Origin of the sequence: Streptomyces sp. NBC_00285, from assembly GCF_036174265.1 — a bacterium.
GTDB lineage: Bacteria > Actinomycetota > Actinomycetes > Streptomycetales > Streptomycetaceae > Streptomyces.
Genome location: NZ_CP108055.1, coordinates 2,889,339 through 2,903,839, shown reverse-complemented (window position 1 = coordinate 2,903,839; position 14,501 = coordinate 2,889,339). Strand labels below are relative to the sequence as shown.

General features: G+C 71.1%; 19 protein-coding genes. 18 read left to right on the top strand and 1 reads right to left on the bottom strand.

Annotated elements, in window-relative coordinates; all coding sequences use genetic code 11:
• Nucleotide 1 precedes the first annotated feature (1 nt).
• The 7 genes from OHT57_RS13410 to OHT57_RS13380 all read left to right on the top strand — a co-directional run bounded on the left by OHT57_RS13410 (nucleotide 2) and on the right by OHT57_RS13380 (nucleotide 4,695).
• Nucleotides 2-166, top strand: coding sequence for a hypothetical protein (locus OHT57_RS13410; protein WP_328746589.1), 165 nt, complete (start codon nucleotides 2-4; stop codon nucleotides 164-166).
• Nucleotides 163-816, top strand: coding sequence for an imidazole glycerol phosphate synthase subunit HisH (gene hisH, locus OHT57_RS13405; protein ID WP_328746588.1), 654 nt, complete (start codon nucleotides 163-165; stop codon nucleotides 814-816). The genes OHT57_RS13410 and hisH overlap by 4 nt, the downstream gene beginning before the upstream one ends.
• Nucleotides 816-1,544, top strand: a complete 729-nt coding sequence (gene priA / locus OHT57_RS13400) for a bifunctional 1-(5-phosphoribosyl)-5-((5-phosphoribosylamino)methylideneamino)imidazole-4-carboxamide isomerase/phosphoribosylanthranilate isomerase PriA (protein ID WP_328746587.1) — start codon at nucleotides 816-818, stop codon at nucleotides 1,542-1,544. Before hisH ends, priA begins: the two co-directional genes overlap by 1 nt.
• Complete coding sequence (locus OHT57_RS13395) at nucleotides 1,541-1,939, top strand: RidA family protein (protein WP_328746586.1); 399 nt, start codon at nucleotides 1,541-1,543, stop codon at nucleotides 1,937-1,939. Before priA ends, OHT57_RS13395 begins: the two co-directional genes overlap by 4 nt.
• A complete protein-coding gene (gene hisF, locus OHT57_RS13390) occupies nucleotides 1,936-2,691 on the top strand; it encodes an imidazole glycerol phosphate synthase subunit HisF (RefSeq protein WP_328746585.1) in 756 nt (251 codons plus the stop codon). The genes OHT57_RS13395 and hisF overlap by 4 nt, the downstream gene beginning before the upstream one ends.
• Nucleotides 2,692-2,834: 143 nt before the next feature.
• The gene (locus OHT57_RS13385; RefSeq protein ID WP_328746584.1) at nucleotides 2,835-3,422 is read left to right on the top strand and encodes an ArsR/SmtB family transcription factor; all 588 of its coding nucleotides are present in this window, start codon (nucleotides 2,835-2,837) and stop codon (nucleotides 3,420-3,422) included.
• A gap of 22 nt (nucleotides 3,423-3,444) precedes the next feature.
• Nucleotides 3,445-4,695: an MFS transporter gene (locus OHT57_RS13380; RefSeq protein WP_328746583.1), complete on the top strand. Its 1,251-nt coding sequence runs from the start codon at nucleotides 3,445-3,447 to the stop codon at nucleotides 4,693-4,695.
• Nucleotides 4,696-4,928: 233 nt separating this feature from the next.
• Here OHT57_RS13380 and OHT57_RS13375 read toward each other — a convergent pair whose 3' ends face one another.
• Nucleotides 4,929-5,564 carry a TIGR03085 family metal-binding protein gene (locus tag OHT57_RS13375; RefSeq protein ID WP_328746582.1) on the bottom strand — a complete coding sequence of 212 codons (636 nt, stop codon included), beginning with the start codon at nucleotides 5,562-5,564 and terminating at the stop codon, nucleotides 4,929-4,931.
• Nucleotides 5,565-5,646: 82 nt separating this feature from the next.
• On the opposite strand from OHT57_RS13375, the gene hisI reads away from it, so the two are divergent.
• The 11 genes from hisI to lgt all read left to right on the top strand — a co-directional run bounded on the left by hisI (nucleotide 5,647) and on the right by lgt (nucleotide 14,458).
• A complete protein-coding gene (hisI, locus tag OHT57_RS13370; protein ID WP_328746581.1) occupies nucleotides 5,647-6,039 on the top strand; it encodes a phosphoribosyl-AMP cyclohydrolase in 393 nt (130 codons plus the stop codon).
• Between the two features lie 11 nt (nucleotides 6,040-6,050).
• Entirely contained in the window at nucleotides 6,051-7,529 is a 1,479-nt protein-coding gene (locus OHT57_RS13365) for an anthranilate synthase component I (RefSeq protein ID WP_328746580.1), read from the top strand.
• 71 nt (nucleotides 7,530-7,600) lie between these two features.
• Complete coding sequence (locus OHT57_RS13360; protein ID WP_328746579.1) at nucleotides 7,601-8,242, top strand: TIGR02234 family membrane protein; 642 nt, start codon at nucleotides 7,601-7,603, stop codon at nucleotides 8,240-8,242.
• A 106-nt stretch (nucleotides 8,243-8,348) separates the two neighbouring features.
• Nucleotides 8,349-8,597, top strand: coding sequence for an HGxxPAAW family protein (locus tag OHT57_RS13355; RefSeq protein ID WP_328746578.1), 249 nt, complete (start codon nucleotides 8,349-8,351; stop codon nucleotides 8,595-8,597).
• A gap of 92 nt (nucleotides 8,598-8,689) precedes the next feature.
• Complete coding sequence (locus OHT57_RS13350; RefSeq protein WP_328746577.1) at nucleotides 8,690-9,121, top strand: DUF2752 domain-containing protein; 432 nt, start codon at nucleotides 8,690-8,692, stop codon at nucleotides 9,119-9,121.
• 139 nt (nucleotides 9,122-9,260) lie between these two features.
• The gene (gene trpC, locus OHT57_RS13345; RefSeq protein WP_328746576.1) at nucleotides 9,261-10,070 is read left to right on the top strand and encodes an indole-3-glycerol phosphate synthase TrpC; all 810 of its coding nucleotides are present in this window, start codon (nucleotides 9,261-9,263) and stop codon (nucleotides 10,068-10,070) included.
• Between the two features lie 21 nt (nucleotides 10,071-10,091).
• Nucleotides 10,092-10,259 carry a tryptophan biosynthesis modulator TrpM gene (gene trpM, locus OHT57_RS13340; RefSeq protein WP_328746575.1) on the top strand — a complete coding sequence of 56 codons (168 nt, stop codon included), beginning with the start codon at nucleotides 10,092-10,094 and terminating at the stop codon, nucleotides 10,257-10,259.
• 133 nt (nucleotides 10,260-10,392) lie between these two features.
• Nucleotides 10,393-11,676: a tryptophan synthase subunit beta gene (trpB, locus tag OHT57_RS13335; protein WP_328746574.1), complete on the top strand. Its 1,284-nt coding sequence runs from the start codon at nucleotides 10,393-10,395 to the stop codon at nucleotides 11,674-11,676.
• A complete protein-coding gene (gene trpA / locus OHT57_RS13330) occupies nucleotides 11,673-12,497 on the top strand; it encodes a tryptophan synthase subunit alpha (protein ID WP_328746573.1) in 825 nt (274 codons plus the stop codon). Before trpB ends, trpA begins: the two co-directional genes overlap by 4 nt.
• Before the next feature lie 91 nt (nucleotides 12,498-12,588).
• The gene (locus OHT57_RS13325) at nucleotides 12,589-13,368 is read left to right on the top strand and encodes a DsbA family protein (RefSeq protein ID WP_328746572.1); all 780 of its coding nucleotides are present in this window, start codon (nucleotides 12,589-12,591) and stop codon (nucleotides 13,366-13,368) included.
• Between the two features lie 115 nt (nucleotides 13,369-13,483).
• Nucleotides 13,484-14,458 carry a prolipoprotein diacylglyceryl transferase gene (gene lgt / locus OHT57_RS13320; protein ID WP_328746571.1) on the top strand — a complete coding sequence of 325 codons (975 nt, stop codon included), beginning with the start codon at nucleotides 13,484-13,486 and terminating at the stop codon, nucleotides 14,456-14,458.
• The last annotated feature ends 43 nt before the right edge of the window (nucleotides 14,459-14,501 follow it).

Here is a 14,501-nt window from a genome sequence, read left to right as displayed (position 1 = left end):
CATGACAGGACTCTCGACCCTCCTGATCGTCGTCGGCCTCTTCCTGGCCGGCGGCATCTACTCCTTCGCCAAGCAGCAGATGCCCAAGAGCCTCATCGTGCTGCTCTCCATCGGCGCCGCGATGTGTCTGGTCTCCGGCGTCCTGAGGCTGGAGGTGTGGAATTGAGCGCTCCGTCGAAAAGCACGAAGAAGGTCGTCGTCTTCGACTACGGCTTCGGCAACGTGAGGTCAGCCGAGCGCGCCCTCGCCCGCGCGGGAGCCGACGTCGAGATAACGCGTGACTACGACAAGGCCATGAACGCGGACGGGCTGCTGGTGCCGGGCGTCGGCGCCTTCGCCGCCTGCATGAAGGGTCTGCGCGAGGCCCGCGGCGAGTGGATCATCGACCGCAGGCTGTCCGGCGGGCGCCCGGTGATGGGCATCTGCGTCGGCATGCAGATCCTGTTCGCGCGCGGCATCGAGCACGGCGTGGAGACCGAGGGCCTCGACGAGTGGCCCGGCACGGTCGAGCCGCTGAAGGCCGACATCGTGCCCCACATGGGCTGGAACACCGTCGACGCGCCCGCCGGCTCCCAGCTGTTCGCCGGCCTGGACGCGGACGCCCGCTTCTACTTCGTGCACTCCTACGCCGTCCACGACTGGTCGCTGGAGACGCTCAACAAGGCGATCGCCGCGCCCAAGGTCACCTGGTCGACGCACGGCAGGCCCTTCGTGGCCGCCGTGGAGAACGGCGCCCTGTGGGCCACGCAGTTCCACCCCGAGAAGTCCGGTGACGCCGGAGCGCAGCTGCTGAACAACTGGATCGGAACCCTCTGATGCCCTCCAAGCTCGAACTCCTCCCCGCCGTGGACGTCCGCGACGGCCAGGCGGTCCGGCTCGTGCACGGCGAGTCCGGCACGGAGACCTCCTACGGCTCACCTCTGGAGGCCGCGCTGTCCTGGCAGCGGGCGGGCGCCGAGTGGCTGCACCTGGTCGACCTCGACGCGGCGTTCGGCACCGGTGACAACCGGGACCTGGTCCGCCAGGTCACCGAGGCGATGGACATCAAGGTGGAGCTGTCCGGCGGCATCCGCGACGACGCCTCCCTGGCCGCGGCCCTCGCCACCGGCTGCACCCGGGTGAACCTCGGCACGGCCGCCCTGGAGAGCCCGGAGTGGGTCGCCAAGATCATCGCCGAGCACGGCGACAGGATCGCGGTGGGTCTCGACGTCCGCGGTACGACCCTCAAGGGCCGCGGCTGGACCCGCGACGGCGGCGACCTCTACGAGACGCTGAAGCGCCTCGACTCCGAGGGCTGCGCCCGGTACGTCGTCACCGACATCGCCAAGGACGGCACCCTCCAGGGCCCGAACCTGGAGCTGCTGCGCAACGTGTGCGCGGTGACCGACCGCCCGGTGGTGGCCTCCGGCGGGGTGTCCTCCCTGGACGACCTGCGGGCCATCGCCGAGCTGGTACCCCTCGGTGTCGAGGGCTCCATCGTCGGGAAGGCCCTGTACGCGAAGGCGTTCACCCTGGAAGAGGCCTTGGAGGCGGTGGCCAAGTGAGCGAGCTGCGACGCGTGAAGACCGGCGCGCCCTGGGAGGACACCTTCGGGTACTCCCGCGCGGTGGAACTGCCGAACGGCCTGGTCCTGGTCTCCGGCTGCACGTCGGTGGTGGACGGTGAGATCGCCGGGGGCGGTCCCTACGAGCAAACGGTCAACGCTTTCAACGTCGCGTTCGCCGCGCTGGAGGAACTGGGCCTGGGCCGCGACGATGTGGTGCGGACACGCCTGTACATCACCCACGCCCGGGACGTGGAGGATGTGGGCCGCGCACACAAGGAACTGTTCGACGCTGTCCGGCCCGCCGCATCCATGATCATCGTCTCCGGTTTTGTGGACCCGGATCTGGTCGTCGAGGTCGAGGTCGAGGCGTACCGAGGGGAGAGCGCGGAATGACCCTCGCGGTACGCGTCATCCCCTGCCTGGACGTGGACAACGGCCGGGTCGTCAAGGGCGTCAACTTCCAGAACCTGCGGGACGCGGGCGACCCCGTCGAGATGGCCAAGGTGTACGACGCCGAGGGCGCCGACGAACTGACGTTCCTGGACATCACCGCTTCGTCGGGAAACCGCGAGACGACCTACGACGTGGTGCGCCGCACCGCCGAGCAGGTCTTCATCCCGCTCACGGTCGGCGGCGGTGTCCGCACGGCCGAGGACGTGGACAAGCTGCTGCGGGCGGGGGCCGACAAGGTCGGCGTCAACACCGCCGCGATCACGCGCCCCGAGCTGATCAAGGAGATCGCCGAGCGGTTCGGCCGGCAGGTGCTGATGCTGTCGGTGGACGCGCGGCGCACTTCCGCAGGCACGTTCGAGGTGACCACCCACGGCGGCCGCAAGGGCACCGGCATCGACGCCGTCGAGTGGGCGCACCGGGCCGCCGAACTCGGCGCCGGCGAGATCCTGCTCAACTCGATGGACGCGGACGGCACCAAGGACGGCTACGACCTGGAGATGATCCAGGCCGTCCGCAAGCACGTGACCGTGCCGCTGATCGCCTCCGGCGGAGCGGGGAAGCTCGGCCACTTCCCGCCGGCCGTCGGGGCGGGCGCCGACGCGGTGCTCGCGGCATCCGTCTTCCACTTCGGGGATCTGCGGATCGGCGAGGTGAAGGGTGTGCTGCGCGAGGCGGGGTATCCCGTGCGGTGACCTCTGAAACGGTTGCGTGACGCTTTTAGGCGTTGAGTAAGCCCCGGCCGCCTGGTGGCCGGGGCTTACTTGCGAGCAGTTACGAAAGAGAAGTTGCGCAAAATATATTGCGCAACTTTTCTTTCGTATCTATGGTCGGAGGCATGGCAAGCACGGAGAACCGCAGGATCAAGGACGTCGGGACGCTCAAGGCGCTGGCCCACCCGTTGCGGGCGAACCTGTACCGGCTGCTGTGCATCAAGGGCGTCGCCACCGCCTCACAGCTCGCGGAGAGCGTCGACGAGGCCGTCTCGCTGGTCAGCTACCACCTGCGCAAGCTCGCCGAGCACGAACTCGTCGAGGAGGCCGAGCCGCGGAGCGGGGACGGCCGGGAGCGCTGGTGGCAGCCCGCCTCGGACGGGGTGAGCATCCGGGACGAGGACTTCCGCGATGACCCCGGGAAGGCGGCTGCGCACATGGCGGTCACCCGGCTCTTCCACGAACAGCGGGCCGACCTCTACCGGCGTTTCCTCGACGAACGGCCCACCTGGGGCTCCGAGTGGAATGCCGCGGCCCCGGACAGCGAGTCGTGGCTGCGGCTGACCGCGAGCGAACTGGACGGCCTGCGCGCCGAGCTGGAAGCCCTGGTCAGGAAGTACGACGAGAAGGGCCGGTCCGCCGAGGCCGCCGGCGACACCGAGGGGCGCGAGAACGTCGCGCTGTTCATGTACGGATTCCCGTTCCGCGCCTGACGTCCCGAGAGGACACCTTCCCGTGACCACCACGTGCACAGCCGTGCCCGCCGCCCCCGAACTCCCCGCCCACCGCGACGGCAACGTACTGCGCTGGCTCGCCGCCTACACCTTCTCGATGATCGGCGACAGCGTCTACTACATCGCCCTGTCCTGGGCGGCCGTACAGGCCGGCTCGCCCTCGCAGGCCGGTGTGGTCATGGCGGTGAGCGCCCTGCCGCGGGCCCTGCTCATGCTGGGCGGCGGAGTGATCGCCGACCGGCTCGGGCCGCGCAAGGTGGTCATCGCGAGTGACGTGGTGCGTTGCGCGGCCGTGCTGGCGGTGGCAGGGCTGCTGTTCCTCACCAGCCCGGGACTGTGGCCGCTGGCCCTGCTCGCCCTGGTCTTCGGCACCGTCGACGCGGTGTTCATGCCGGCTGTGGGCGCCCTCCCCGCGCGCGTGACGAGTCGCGGACAGCTCGCGCGCGTGCAGGGCATGCGGGGGCTCGGCATCAGGTTCGCCAGCGTGGTCGGCGGGCCGCTCGGAGGGCTCGGGGTGGCGGTCGGCGGGGCGGCGGCCGCGTTCGGGCTCGCGGGGCTGCTGATCGCCGTCTCCGTGCCGCTGCTGATCACCGTGCGGATGCGGGAGCTGCCCGCCGATGACAAGGCGGCCGCACAGGGGGGTACCGCCTGGCGCGACCTGGTGGGCGGCCTGCGCTACATCCGCGGCCACCGCGTGCTCGCCCCCCTGATGGTCGCCATAGCCCTCGGCGACCTCGGCTTCGTCGGCCCGCTCAACGTCGGCCTCACCCTGCTCGCCGACGAGCGCGGCTGGGGCGCCTCGGGCATGGGCTGGGTGCTGTCCGGCTTCGGTGTCGGCGCCGGTGCGGCCGCCCTGCTGCTGACCGTGCGGGGCCGTCTGCCGCACGCCGGCCAGGTGGCGGCCTGCGCCATCCTCGCCGGGTCGGTCGCGATCGGCTCTCTCGCCTACGTCCCGTCCGTCCTTGCGGCCGTTGGCGTCGCCCTGCTGATCGGGCTGCTCGCGGGGCTCAGCGGCGCGATGTGCGGCGCGCTGCTCCAGACTCAGGCCGAACCCGCCTGCCTGGGTCGCGTCACCGCGGTGTCCGGCCTGGTCAGCCTGGGCTTCGCCCCGCTGAGCATGCCCCTGTCGGCCGCCGCCATCGGGGCCTGGGGCACCGGCCCGGTCTTCGTGGTCAGCGCGGTGGTCTGCGGCCTCGGCGGGGTCGTCGCCCTCGGCGTGAGGGACCTGCGCCGGGCCGAACTGCCGAGGTGACATGCGGGACTTGCGCCGGGCGGAACAGACTGGGCGACGTGCGCTCTCCGCGCGAGGCCGAGGTGTCCGATCCGCCTGCTCCGCTCCCGCGGAGTCACCCGAGCTGCCTGCTCCGCGCCATGGCTAGGTGTCCAAACCGTCCGCTCCGAGCGGGGCCGGGCTGAGCCACCAGCTCCGCCTCCCGACGCGCTCGAGCGACCGCCGCCGGTCGTCGAGGGTTTCTGAGGTCGCCGTCAGATCCCGAGTTCCTTCGCCTCGTGCAGCCTGGCGATCGCGTCCTTGTCGCCGTCCAGCTCGACCTCGGCCGCGTTCTGCCTGCCGTACAGGAACAGCACCAGCTCCGACGGCTCGCCGGTCACCGTCACGACCGGCGCGCCGCGGTGGGCGACCGCCGTCTGGCCGTCCGGGCGGCGCAGCACCAGGCCGGTGGGGGCGCCGCGGCCCATCAGCCGGGCGGTGCGTTCCAGACGGGACCACAGGGCGTCCTGGAAGACCGGGTCGAGCTCGCGCGGCGCCCAGTCCGGGCGGGCGCGGCGGACGTCCTCGGTGTGGACGTAGAACTCGACTGTGTTCGACAGCTCCTCGACCTGCTTGAGCTGGAACGGCGAGAAGCGCGGTGGGCCGGTGCGGATCAGCTGGATCAGTTCCTCGTACGGCTTTTCGGAGAACTCGGCCATCACCCGGTCCAGACGGGACGCGAGCTGCTTGATCAGCAGCCCGCCGGCGGCGTCGGGACGGCGCTCGCGCACCACCACGTGGGCCGCGAGGTCGCGGGTGAGCCAGCCCTCGCAGAGGGTGGGGGCCTCCGGGCCCTCCGCCTCCAACAGATCGGCGAGCAGAAGTCGTTCACGCTTGGCGAAAGTCGACATGCAGTCAGCCTACGACCCCCGGAGGGGTCCGCACAGTGGACACCGCGCCAAGCTTGTCAGTGGCGCGCGGCACAATGGCCACATGACCAGCACGCCCCAGCCCAGCAGCCTCGACCCGGAGATCGCCGCGCGCCTCAAGCGCAGCCCCGACGGGCTCGTCCCGGCGATCGCCCAGCAGTACGACACCGGTGAGGTGCTCATGCTCGGCTGGATGGACGACGAGGCCCTGCACCGCACGCTGACCACCGGCCGCTGCACCTACTGGTCGCGCAGCCGCCGTGAGTACTGGGTCAAGGGCGACACCTCGGGCCACTTCCAGTGGGTCAGGTCCGTCGCCCTCGACTGCGACGCCGACACCGTTCTGGTCAAGGTCGACCAGGTCGGCGCCGCCTGCCACACCGGCGCGCGCACCTGCTTCGACGCCGACGTACTGCTCAAGGACGCCGGTTCCGGCGTACCGGCCTCGGATCAGTAAGGTCAGCCGCCATGGACCTCGAGACCTTCCGCAAGCTGGCCACCGACCGCCGTGTCATCCCCGTCACGCGCAAGCTCCTGGCCGACGGCGACACCCCCGTCGCCCTCTACCGCAAGCTCGCCGCCGAGCGTCCCGGCACCTTCCTGCTGGAGTCCGCGGAGAACGGCCGCTCGTGGTCCCGCTACTCGTTCGTGGGCGTGCGTTCCGCGGCCACGTTGACCGCGCGTGACGGCCAGGCCCACTGGCTCGGCACCCCGCCCGTCGGCGTCCCCGTCGACGGGAACCCGCTCGCCGCCCTCCGCGCCACCATCGAGACCCTGCACACCCCGCACCAGGAGGACCTGCCGCCCTTCACCGGCGGGATGGTCGGCTATCTCGGCTACGACATCGTCCGCCGCCTGGAGAAGATCGGTCCCGGCGAGCGCGACGACCTGCAGCTCCCCGAGCTGACCATGCTGCTCACCAGCGACCTCGCCGTCATGGACCACTGGGAGGGCTCGGTCCTGCTGATCGCCAACGCGATCAACCACAACGACCTCGACACCGGCGTCGACGAGGCCTACGCGGACGCGGTGGCCCGCCTGGACGCGATGGAGGCCGACCTGTCGAGGGCGGTCGCCCAGCCCGCCGCCGTCCTGCCGCCCTCCGAGCTCCCCGAGTACACCGCGCTCTGGGGCGGCCCCGACTTCCGGGCGGCCGTGGAGGACATCAAGGAGCGCATCCGGGCCGGCGAGGCCTTCCAGGTCGTCCCCTCGCAGCGCTTCGAAACGCCGTGCACGGCAAGCGCGTTGGACGTGTACCGGGTCCTGAGGGCGACGAACCCGTCGCCGTACATGTACCTGTTCCGCTTCGACGGCTTCGACGTCGTGGGCTCGTCCCCCGAGGCGCTGGTCAAGGTCGAGGACGGACACGCCATGGTCCACCCCATCGCTGGCACCCGGTGGCGCGGGGCGACCCCGCAGGAGGACCAAGCCCTCGCCGACGAACTGCTGGCCGACCCGAAGGAGCGCGCCGAGCACCTGATGCTGGTCGACCTCGGCCGCAACGACCTGGGGCGGGTCTGCGAGCCCGGCTCCGTCGAGGTCGTCGACTTCATGTCCGTGGAGCGGTACTCACACGTGATGCACATCGTCTCGACCGTCACCGGCAAGGTCGCGCAGGGCCGTACCGCCTTCGACGTGCTGACGGCCTGTTTCCCGGCCGGCACGCTCTCCGGGGCGCCGAAGCCCCGCGCGATGCAGATCATCGACGAACTGGAGCCGTCCCGGCGCGGGTTGTACGGCGGCTGCGTCGGCTACCTCGACTTCGCGGGCGACTCCGACACGGCGATCGCCATCCGCACCGCCCTCCTGCGCGACGGCACGGCCTACGTGCAGGCCGGCGCCGGTATCGTCGCCGACTCCGACCCGGTCGCCGAGGACACGGAGTGCCGCAACAAGGCGGCGGCGGTGCTCCGCGCCGTACACACGGCGAACCGGCTCGGCAAGTAGGGGTCTTCGCCGGGGAATGGGGCGCTTCTCACGGGGCCCCGGGTGCCCGTTCGCCCGGGGTTCGGGTGATAGTGGGGTACGTGACTGCTGTACCGCACCCCCGTTCCGAAGCCGCAGGACCCGCCAGGGCCGGCCGCCTCAGTCTTGCCGTAGCCCTGCTGGCCGGCGCGCTCGGCGCCGCCGTGGCGCTGCTGGCCACCCGCCAGCAGTGGTCCGAGGGCACCGCGACCGTGGCCGGCGGCTCCTTCCCCCTGACCGCCCGGGGCAGCGACGTGACCGGAGTCCCGGCCGCGCTGGCCATAGTGGGCCTTGCCGCGCTCGTCGCCGTGTTCGCCGTACGCAAGGCCGGCCGCCTGCTGGTCGCCGCGTTGCTCGCCCTGTCCGGCGCCGGGATCGTGACCGCCGCGCTGATCGGGGCGAGCGATTCCTCCGCGCTGGACGAGAAGGCGGCCAAGGCGTCCGGCGACACGTCCGCCACGGTCGCCTCGCTCAGCCACACCGCCTGGCCGTACGCCGCCGTGGTGGGCGGCGCGCTGATCCTGCTGGCCGGTCTGCTCGCCCTGCGCTACGGGCGGCTGTGGCCCGCGATGTCAGGCCGGTACGAGCGCGACGGGGCGCCCCGGGTGCGCCGTCGGGCCCCGGTGGTGGATCCCGACCGGCCGGAGGACATCTGGAAGGCGCTCGACAGGGGAGAGGATCCGACGGGGGCGTAGTGGTCGCCCGCGAAGCGTGACCCCGGATCACTTTGTGCCCCCGCGTGCGGGACAATGACTTCGAGCGTCCGGCTCGGACATGTACTTCAGCACCTAGGAGCAAGCAATGGCGGGCAGCAGCCACGGTCACACCCCGGCCGCCTGGACCGGTGTCACCATCATCTTCATCGGTTTCTGCGTCGGGGGCGCCTTCATGGTGATGGCCCAGCCTGCGGGCTTCTGGGCCGGTATGGCGATCGTGGTCATCGGTGGTGTCATCGGCTGGATCATGAGCGCGATGGGGATGGGTATGCCCAAGGACGCCCACAGGCCGCTCGTCACCTCGCGACCCGAGCAGGCGAACGCCGACAGCTGACACGCGGACACGAACCCCGTCGAGGGGCGGCCGGGCGAAATCGCCGGGGCCGCCCCTCACGCGTTCGGGCGGCGGCGGGGGAGAATGCCGAAGTGAACGCCGACAGCCAGCGAGTGGCACCTCAGACCAGTCTGCCGGGACGCCTGGCCGTCCCGGCGGGAATCCTCGCGGCCGTCGCCGGGGCCTTCGCGTACGTGGGGGCTGTCGACCCCAACCAGCCCGGCCACTACCCCGTCTGCCCGCTCTACCGCCTCACCGGCCTCTACTGCCCCGGCTGCGGCGGACTGCGCAGTGCGCACGCCTTCGTGCACGGGGACTTCCTGGCCGCCCTCCAGGACAACGCGCCGGCCGTTGTGGGCTATCTGGGGTTCGCCGTGCTGTGGACCGTCTGGGTGGTCCGTGCGGCCCGCGGCCGGCCGCTGCGGCTCGGTCTGGGGCCGGTGCACCTGTGGACGCTGGGGACATTGCTGCTGGTCTTCACGGTTGTCCGGAACCTGCCGTTCGGTGGCTGGCTACATCCTTGATCAACTGGTGAATGTCCAGGTAGTGGGACCGACGTCAACCGGATGTGAGGCCAACGCCCTCCTGCGGATACCATCGCAGTGACCACCTCTTTTTCATCGGTCGCTGGAATTGTCAACCGTCTGGAAGGGGGCCGCTCGCGTGAGTGTGCTCGACGAGATCATCGACGGCGTCCGTGCCGACCTCGCGGAACGGCAGGCGCGCGTCAGCCTCGACGAGCTCAAGGAGCGCGCGGCGAAGGCTCCCGCGGCCAAGGACGGCGTGGCCGCACTGCGCGGCGACGGCGTCAAGGTCATCTGCGAGGTCAAGCGCTCCAGCCCCTCCAAGGGCGCGCTCGCCGCGATCGCCGACCCGGCGGCCCTGGCCGCGGACTACGAGGCGGGCGGCGCGGCCGTCATCTCCGTCCTCACCGAACAGCGCCGCTTCGGCGGCTCGCTGGCCGACCTGGAGGCCGTCCGCGCCCGCGTGGACATCCCGGTCCTGCGCAAGGACTTCATCGTCACGTCGTACCAGCTGTGGGAGGCCCGGGCGTACGGCGCCGACCTCGCGCTGCTCATCGTCGCGGCCCTGGAGCAGCCCGCCCTGGAGTCCCTGATCGAGCGCGCCGAGTCGATCGGTCTCACCCCGATCGTCGAGGTGCACGACGAGGACGAGGTCGAGCGGGCGGTGGACGCCGGAGCGAAGATCATCGGCGTCAACGCGCGTAACCTCAAGACCCTCGAGGTCGACCGCGGCACCTTCGAGCGGATTGCCCCCGAGATCCCGGCCGGCCTGGTCAAGATCGCCGAGTCGGGCGTCCGGGGCCCGCACGACCTGATCGCCTACGCCAACGCCGGCGCCGACGCGGTTCTGGTGGGCGAGTCCCTGGTGACGGGCAAGGACCCGAAGAGCGCGGTGTCGGACCTGGTGGCGGCGGGCGAGCATCCGGCTCTCCGGCACGGGCGCGGCTGATCACCGGCTAGAGTTGGCCCGATGACTCTCACCGTGACGACCGCAGACAGCCACGCGCGCCTCGCGCGCGGCTGTCGTCCTCGCGGCTGTCGCGCACCGGCCCGCCGGGTGCACGGCCGCCGGGTGCGGTACGTCATCGGTGATGAACCCGGGCAGGTCAACGGCCGTCGATGGCAGCGCGCCCTCTAGGGGCGCGGGACTCTGTTCGATGTGCGGCCACCGCCGCGCGGGCGCGACCGGCCACAACGGCCCCGCCGCCGTCCGACGTCTCCGCCCCACGGCTCTCAGTGTCTTTTTCACGCACTCACCGTGAGGTTCAGCCATGCCCAGCGAGTTCTTCATCCCCGACCCCGAGGGTCAGGTCCCCAGCGCCGAAGGCTACTTCGGCGCGTTCGGCGGCAAGTTCATCCCGGAGGCCCTCGTCGCCGCCGTGGACGAGGTGGCCGTCGAGTACGACAAGGCCAAGCACGACCCCGAGTTCGCCCGCGAGCTCGACGACCTGCTCGTGCACTACACGGGCCGCCCGTCGGCGCTCACCGAGGTGCCGAGGTTCGCCGAACACGCCGGTGGCGCCCGGATCTTCCTGAAGCGGGAAGACCTCAACCACACCGGCTCCCACAAGATCAACAACGTGCTCGGCCAGGCCCTGCTCACCAAGCGCATGGGCAAGACCCGTGTGATCGCCGAGACCGGCGCCGGCCAGCACGGCGTCGCCACGGCCACGGCCTGCGCCCTGTTCGGCCTCGACTGCACGATCTACATGGGTGAGATCGACACCCAGCGCCAGGCCCTCAACGTAGCCCGGATGCGCATGCTCGGCGCCGAGGTCATCGCCGTGAAGTCCGGCAGCCGCACCCTGAAGGACGCCATCAACGAGGCGTTCCGCGACTGGGTCGCCAACGTCGACCGCACCCACTACCTGTTCGGCACGGTGGCCGGCCCGCACCCGTTCCCGGCCATGGTGCGCGACTTCCACCGGGTCATCGGCGTCGAGGCCCGCCGTCAGCTCCTGGAGCGCGCGGGCCGGCTCCCCGACGCGGCCGTCGCCTGCGTCGGCGGCGGCTCGAACGCCATCGGCCTCTTCCATGCCTTCATCCCCGACACGGACGTACGCCTCATCGGCTGCGAGCCCGCCGGGCACGGCGTGGAGACCGGCGAGCACGCGGCGACCCTCACCGCGGGCGAGCCCGGCATCCTGCACGGCTCCCGCTCCTACGTCCTCCAGGACGAGGAGGGTCAGATCACCGAGCCGTACTCGATTTCGGCCGGTCTGGACTACCCGGGCATCGGCCCCGAGCACTCCTACCTCAAGGACACCGGCCGCGCCGAGTACCGCGCGGTCACCGACGACGCGGCGATGCAGGCCCTGCGCCTGCTGTCGCGCACCGAGGGCATCATCCCTGCCATCGAGAGCGCCCACGCGCTGGCCGGGGCCCTGGACGTCGGCAAGGAGCTCGGCAGGGACGGGCTGATCGTGATCAACCTGTCCGGCCGCGGTGACAAGGACATGGACACGGCCGCGCGCTACTTCGGCCTGTACGACACCGACGCCGAGGTGGCCGCGAACGCCGCCGACATCGCTGAGATCGAGGGGGACGCGAAGTGAGCGGCACCATCCAACTGCTGTCCGACACCCTCGCCGCCGCCAAGGCGGAGGGCCGTGCCGCGCTCATCGCCTACCTCCCGGCCGGGTTCCCGACCGTGGACGGCGGCATCGAGGCGATCAAGGCCGTCTTCGACGGCGGCGCGGACATCGTCGAGGTCGGACTGCCGCACAGCGACCCCGTCCTCGACGGCCCGGTCATCCAGACCGCCGACGACATCGCCCTGCGCGGCGGCGTCAAGATCGCGGACGTCATGCGCACGGTCAAGGAGGCCTACGAGGCCACCGGGAAGCCGGTGCTCGTGATGACGTACTGGAACCCCATCGACCGCTACGGCGTCGAGCGCTTCACCGCCGAGCTCGCCGAGGCGGGCGGCGCGGGCTGCATCCTGCCCGACCTGCCCGTGCAGGAGTCGGCGCTGTGGAGGGAGCACGCGCACAAGCACGGGCTCGCCACGGTCTTCGTGGTCGCGCCCAGCAGCAGGGACGCGAGGCTCGCCGAGATCACCGCGGCGGGCAGCGGGTTCGTGTACGCGGCCTCGCTGATGGGCGTCACGGGGACCCGGGAGTCGGTCGGGGCGCAGGCACAGGACCTGGTCGAGCGGACCCGGGCCGCCACCGCCGGTGCCGATCTGCCCGTCTGCGTCGGGCTCGGTGTCTCCAACGCCCGGCAGGCCGCCGAGGTCGCGGGCTTCGCCGACGGCGTCATCGTGGGCTCGGCCTTCGTGAAGCGGATGCTGGACGCGCCGGACGACAAGGCCGGGGTGGAGGGCGTCCGCGAACTCGCGGGCGAGCTGGCGAAGGGCGTGCGCCGACAGGCGTGACTCACCTGGCGTAACGGGACAATCGGTCACTCGAACGGGTGGACCTGGGGCCGGGGAGGCGCGGTGCGCCTCCCCGGTTCGTTCTGCGGGTGTGAGCGAGAAGAACCGTGAGGGAAAGCGCACCGCCCGGGAGCGGCTGGCGGAGGAGCGCGAGAAGCAGAAGTCCGCGGAGAAGCGGCGCCGGGTGCTCGTCGTGGGCGCGAGTGTCGTGTGCGTCCTGGGTCTCGCGGCGGCGATCGGCGTCGTCGCGGCCAACGCGGGCAAGGACAAGGACAGCAAGGACGCGTCGGGGCCGGTCGTGGCGCCGTCGGGGGCCAACGGCCAGGACAGCCTGGCCATCCCGGTCGGCAAGGAAGGCGCCAAGTCGACCCTTGTGGTCTGGGAGGATTTCCGCTGCCCGGCCTGCGATGCGTTCGAGACGGCGTACCGCCCGGTGATCCATGAACTCACCGGGTCCGGCAAGCTCAAGGTCGAGTACCACCTGGCGACGATCATCGACGGCAACATGGGCGGCACCGGCTCGCGCAACGCGGCCAACGCCGCGGCCTGCGCCCAGGACGCCGGGAAGTTCCCCGGCTACCACGACGTGCTCTACGAGAACCAGCCCGTGGAGACGAGCGACGACTACTCCAAGAACGAAAAGCTCCTGGAACTGGCGAAGAAGGTCGACGGGCTCGACACGCCCGCGTTCCGCGCCTGCGTGGAGAAGGGCACCCACAACAGTTGGGTGGACAAGTCCGCGGCGGCGTTCCGCAGTGGCGGATTCTCGGGCACGCCGACCGTGCTGTTCAACGGCAAGAACATCTACCAGGACCGGACGATGACTCCGGCCAAGCTGAAGCAGCAGGTGGAGGCCGCCGACAAGGGGTGACAGAAGGGGTGACGGGAGGTGAGGGCGCGGGCGGGTCCTCACACCCTCCTGTTATGGACCCGTTGCCGGGCCGCCTGCCGTGGGCCCGGCCTGGCAGGGTAGCGTCGACCCTGCCATGGAACTTGCCTATATTCCCAGCCCGTCGCGCGGGGTGATCCACCTCGGTCCCATCCCGCTGCGTGGCTATGCGTTCTGCATCATCATCGGTGTCTTCGTCGCTGTCTGGCTCGGCAACAAGCGTTGGATCGCCCGCGGCGGACGGGTCGGCACGGTGGCCGACATCGCGGTCTGGGCCGTGCCGTTCGGTCTGGTCGGCGGCCGCCTTTACCACGTGATCACGGACTACGAGCTGTACTTCAGCGAGGGCCGTGACTGGGTGGACGCCTTCAAGGTCTGGCAGGGTGGTCTCGGTATCTGGGGCGCGATCGCGCTCGGCGCGGTCGGTGCCTGGATCGGCTGCCGCCGCCGGGGCATCCCGCTGCCGGCGTGGGCCGACGCCCTCGCCCCCGGTATCGCCCTCGCGCAGGCGATCGGCCGCTGGGGCAACTGGTTCAACCAGGAGCTGTACGGCAAGCCGACCGACCTGCCCTGGGCCCTGCACATCACGTCCTCCACGGACGGCCGGGTACCGGGTTACTACCACCCGACGTTCCTGTACGAGTCACTGTGGTGCGTCGGGGTCGCGCTCCTCGTCATCTGGGCGGACCGCCGCTTCACGCTCGGACACGGACGGGCCTTCGCGCTGTACGTCGCCGCGTACTGCACGGGGCGCGGCTGGATCGAGTACATGCGGATCGACGACGCCCACCACATCCTGGGCCTGCGGCTCAACGTGTGGACCGCGATCATCGTGTTCCTGCTCGCGGTGACGTACTTCGTGCTGTCGGCGAAGAAGCGGCCGGGCCGCGAAACCGTGGTCGAGCCGGCTGCCGAGGACTCCGAGGACGCGGCCGAAGAGGGCGCGAAGGCCGACGGCGGCGAGAGGACCGAATCCAAGGCCGATGCCGACTCCGAATCCGGCTCAGCCGAGCTGACGGACGAGGCGGAGACCGAGACCGCTGCCGAGACCGAGTCCGCGAAGAAGACCTGACGGTCTGTCGTACGTCGACGAGGGCGCCCCGGGATCCGATCCC

Excerpts from the sequence above, each read along its gene's own strand:
- hisF (WP_328746585.1), top strand. The coding sequence starts at position 1,936 with ATGACCCTCGCGGTACGCGTCATCCCCTGCCTGGACGTGGACAACGGC.
- priA (WP_328746587.1), top strand. The coding sequence starts at position 816 with ATGCCCTCCAAGCTCGAACTCCTCCCCGCCGTGGACGTCCGCGACGGC.
- lgt (WP_328746571.1), top strand. The coding sequence starts at position 13,484 with ATGGAACTTGCCTATATTCCCAGCCCGTCGCGCGGGGTGATCCACCTC.
- trpM (WP_328746575.1), top strand. The coding sequence starts at position 10,092 with ATGACTCTCACCGTGACGACCGCAGACAGCCACGCGCGCCTCGCGCGC.
- OHT57_RS13365 (WP_328746580.1), top strand. The coding sequence starts at position 6,051 with ATGGACCTCGAGACCTTCCGCAAGCTGGCCACCGACCGCCGTGTCATC.
- hisI (WP_328746581.1), top strand. The coding sequence starts at position 5,647 with ATGACCAGCACGCCCCAGCCCAGCAGCCTCGACCCGGAGATCGCCGCG.
- OHT57_RS13375 (WP_328746582.1), bottom strand. The coding sequence starts at position 5,564 with ATGTCGACTTTCGCCAAGCGTGAACGACTTCTGCTCGCCGATCTGTTG.
- OHT57_RS13355 (WP_328746578.1), top strand. The coding sequence starts at position 8,349 with ATGGCGGGCAGCAGCCACGGTCACACCCCGGCCGCCTGGACCGGTGTC.
- OHT57_RS13410 (WP_328746589.1), top strand. The coding sequence starts at position 2 with ATGACAGGACTCTCGACCCTCCTGATCGTCGTCGGCCTCTTCCTGGCC.
- OHT57_RS13385 (WP_328746584.1), top strand. The coding sequence starts at position 2,835 with ATGGCAAGCACGGAGAACCGCAGGATCAAGGACGTCGGGACGCTCAAG.
- trpB (WP_328746574.1), top strand. The coding sequence starts at position 10,393 with ATGCCCAGCGAGTTCTTCATCCCCGACCCCGAGGGTCAGGTCCCCAGC.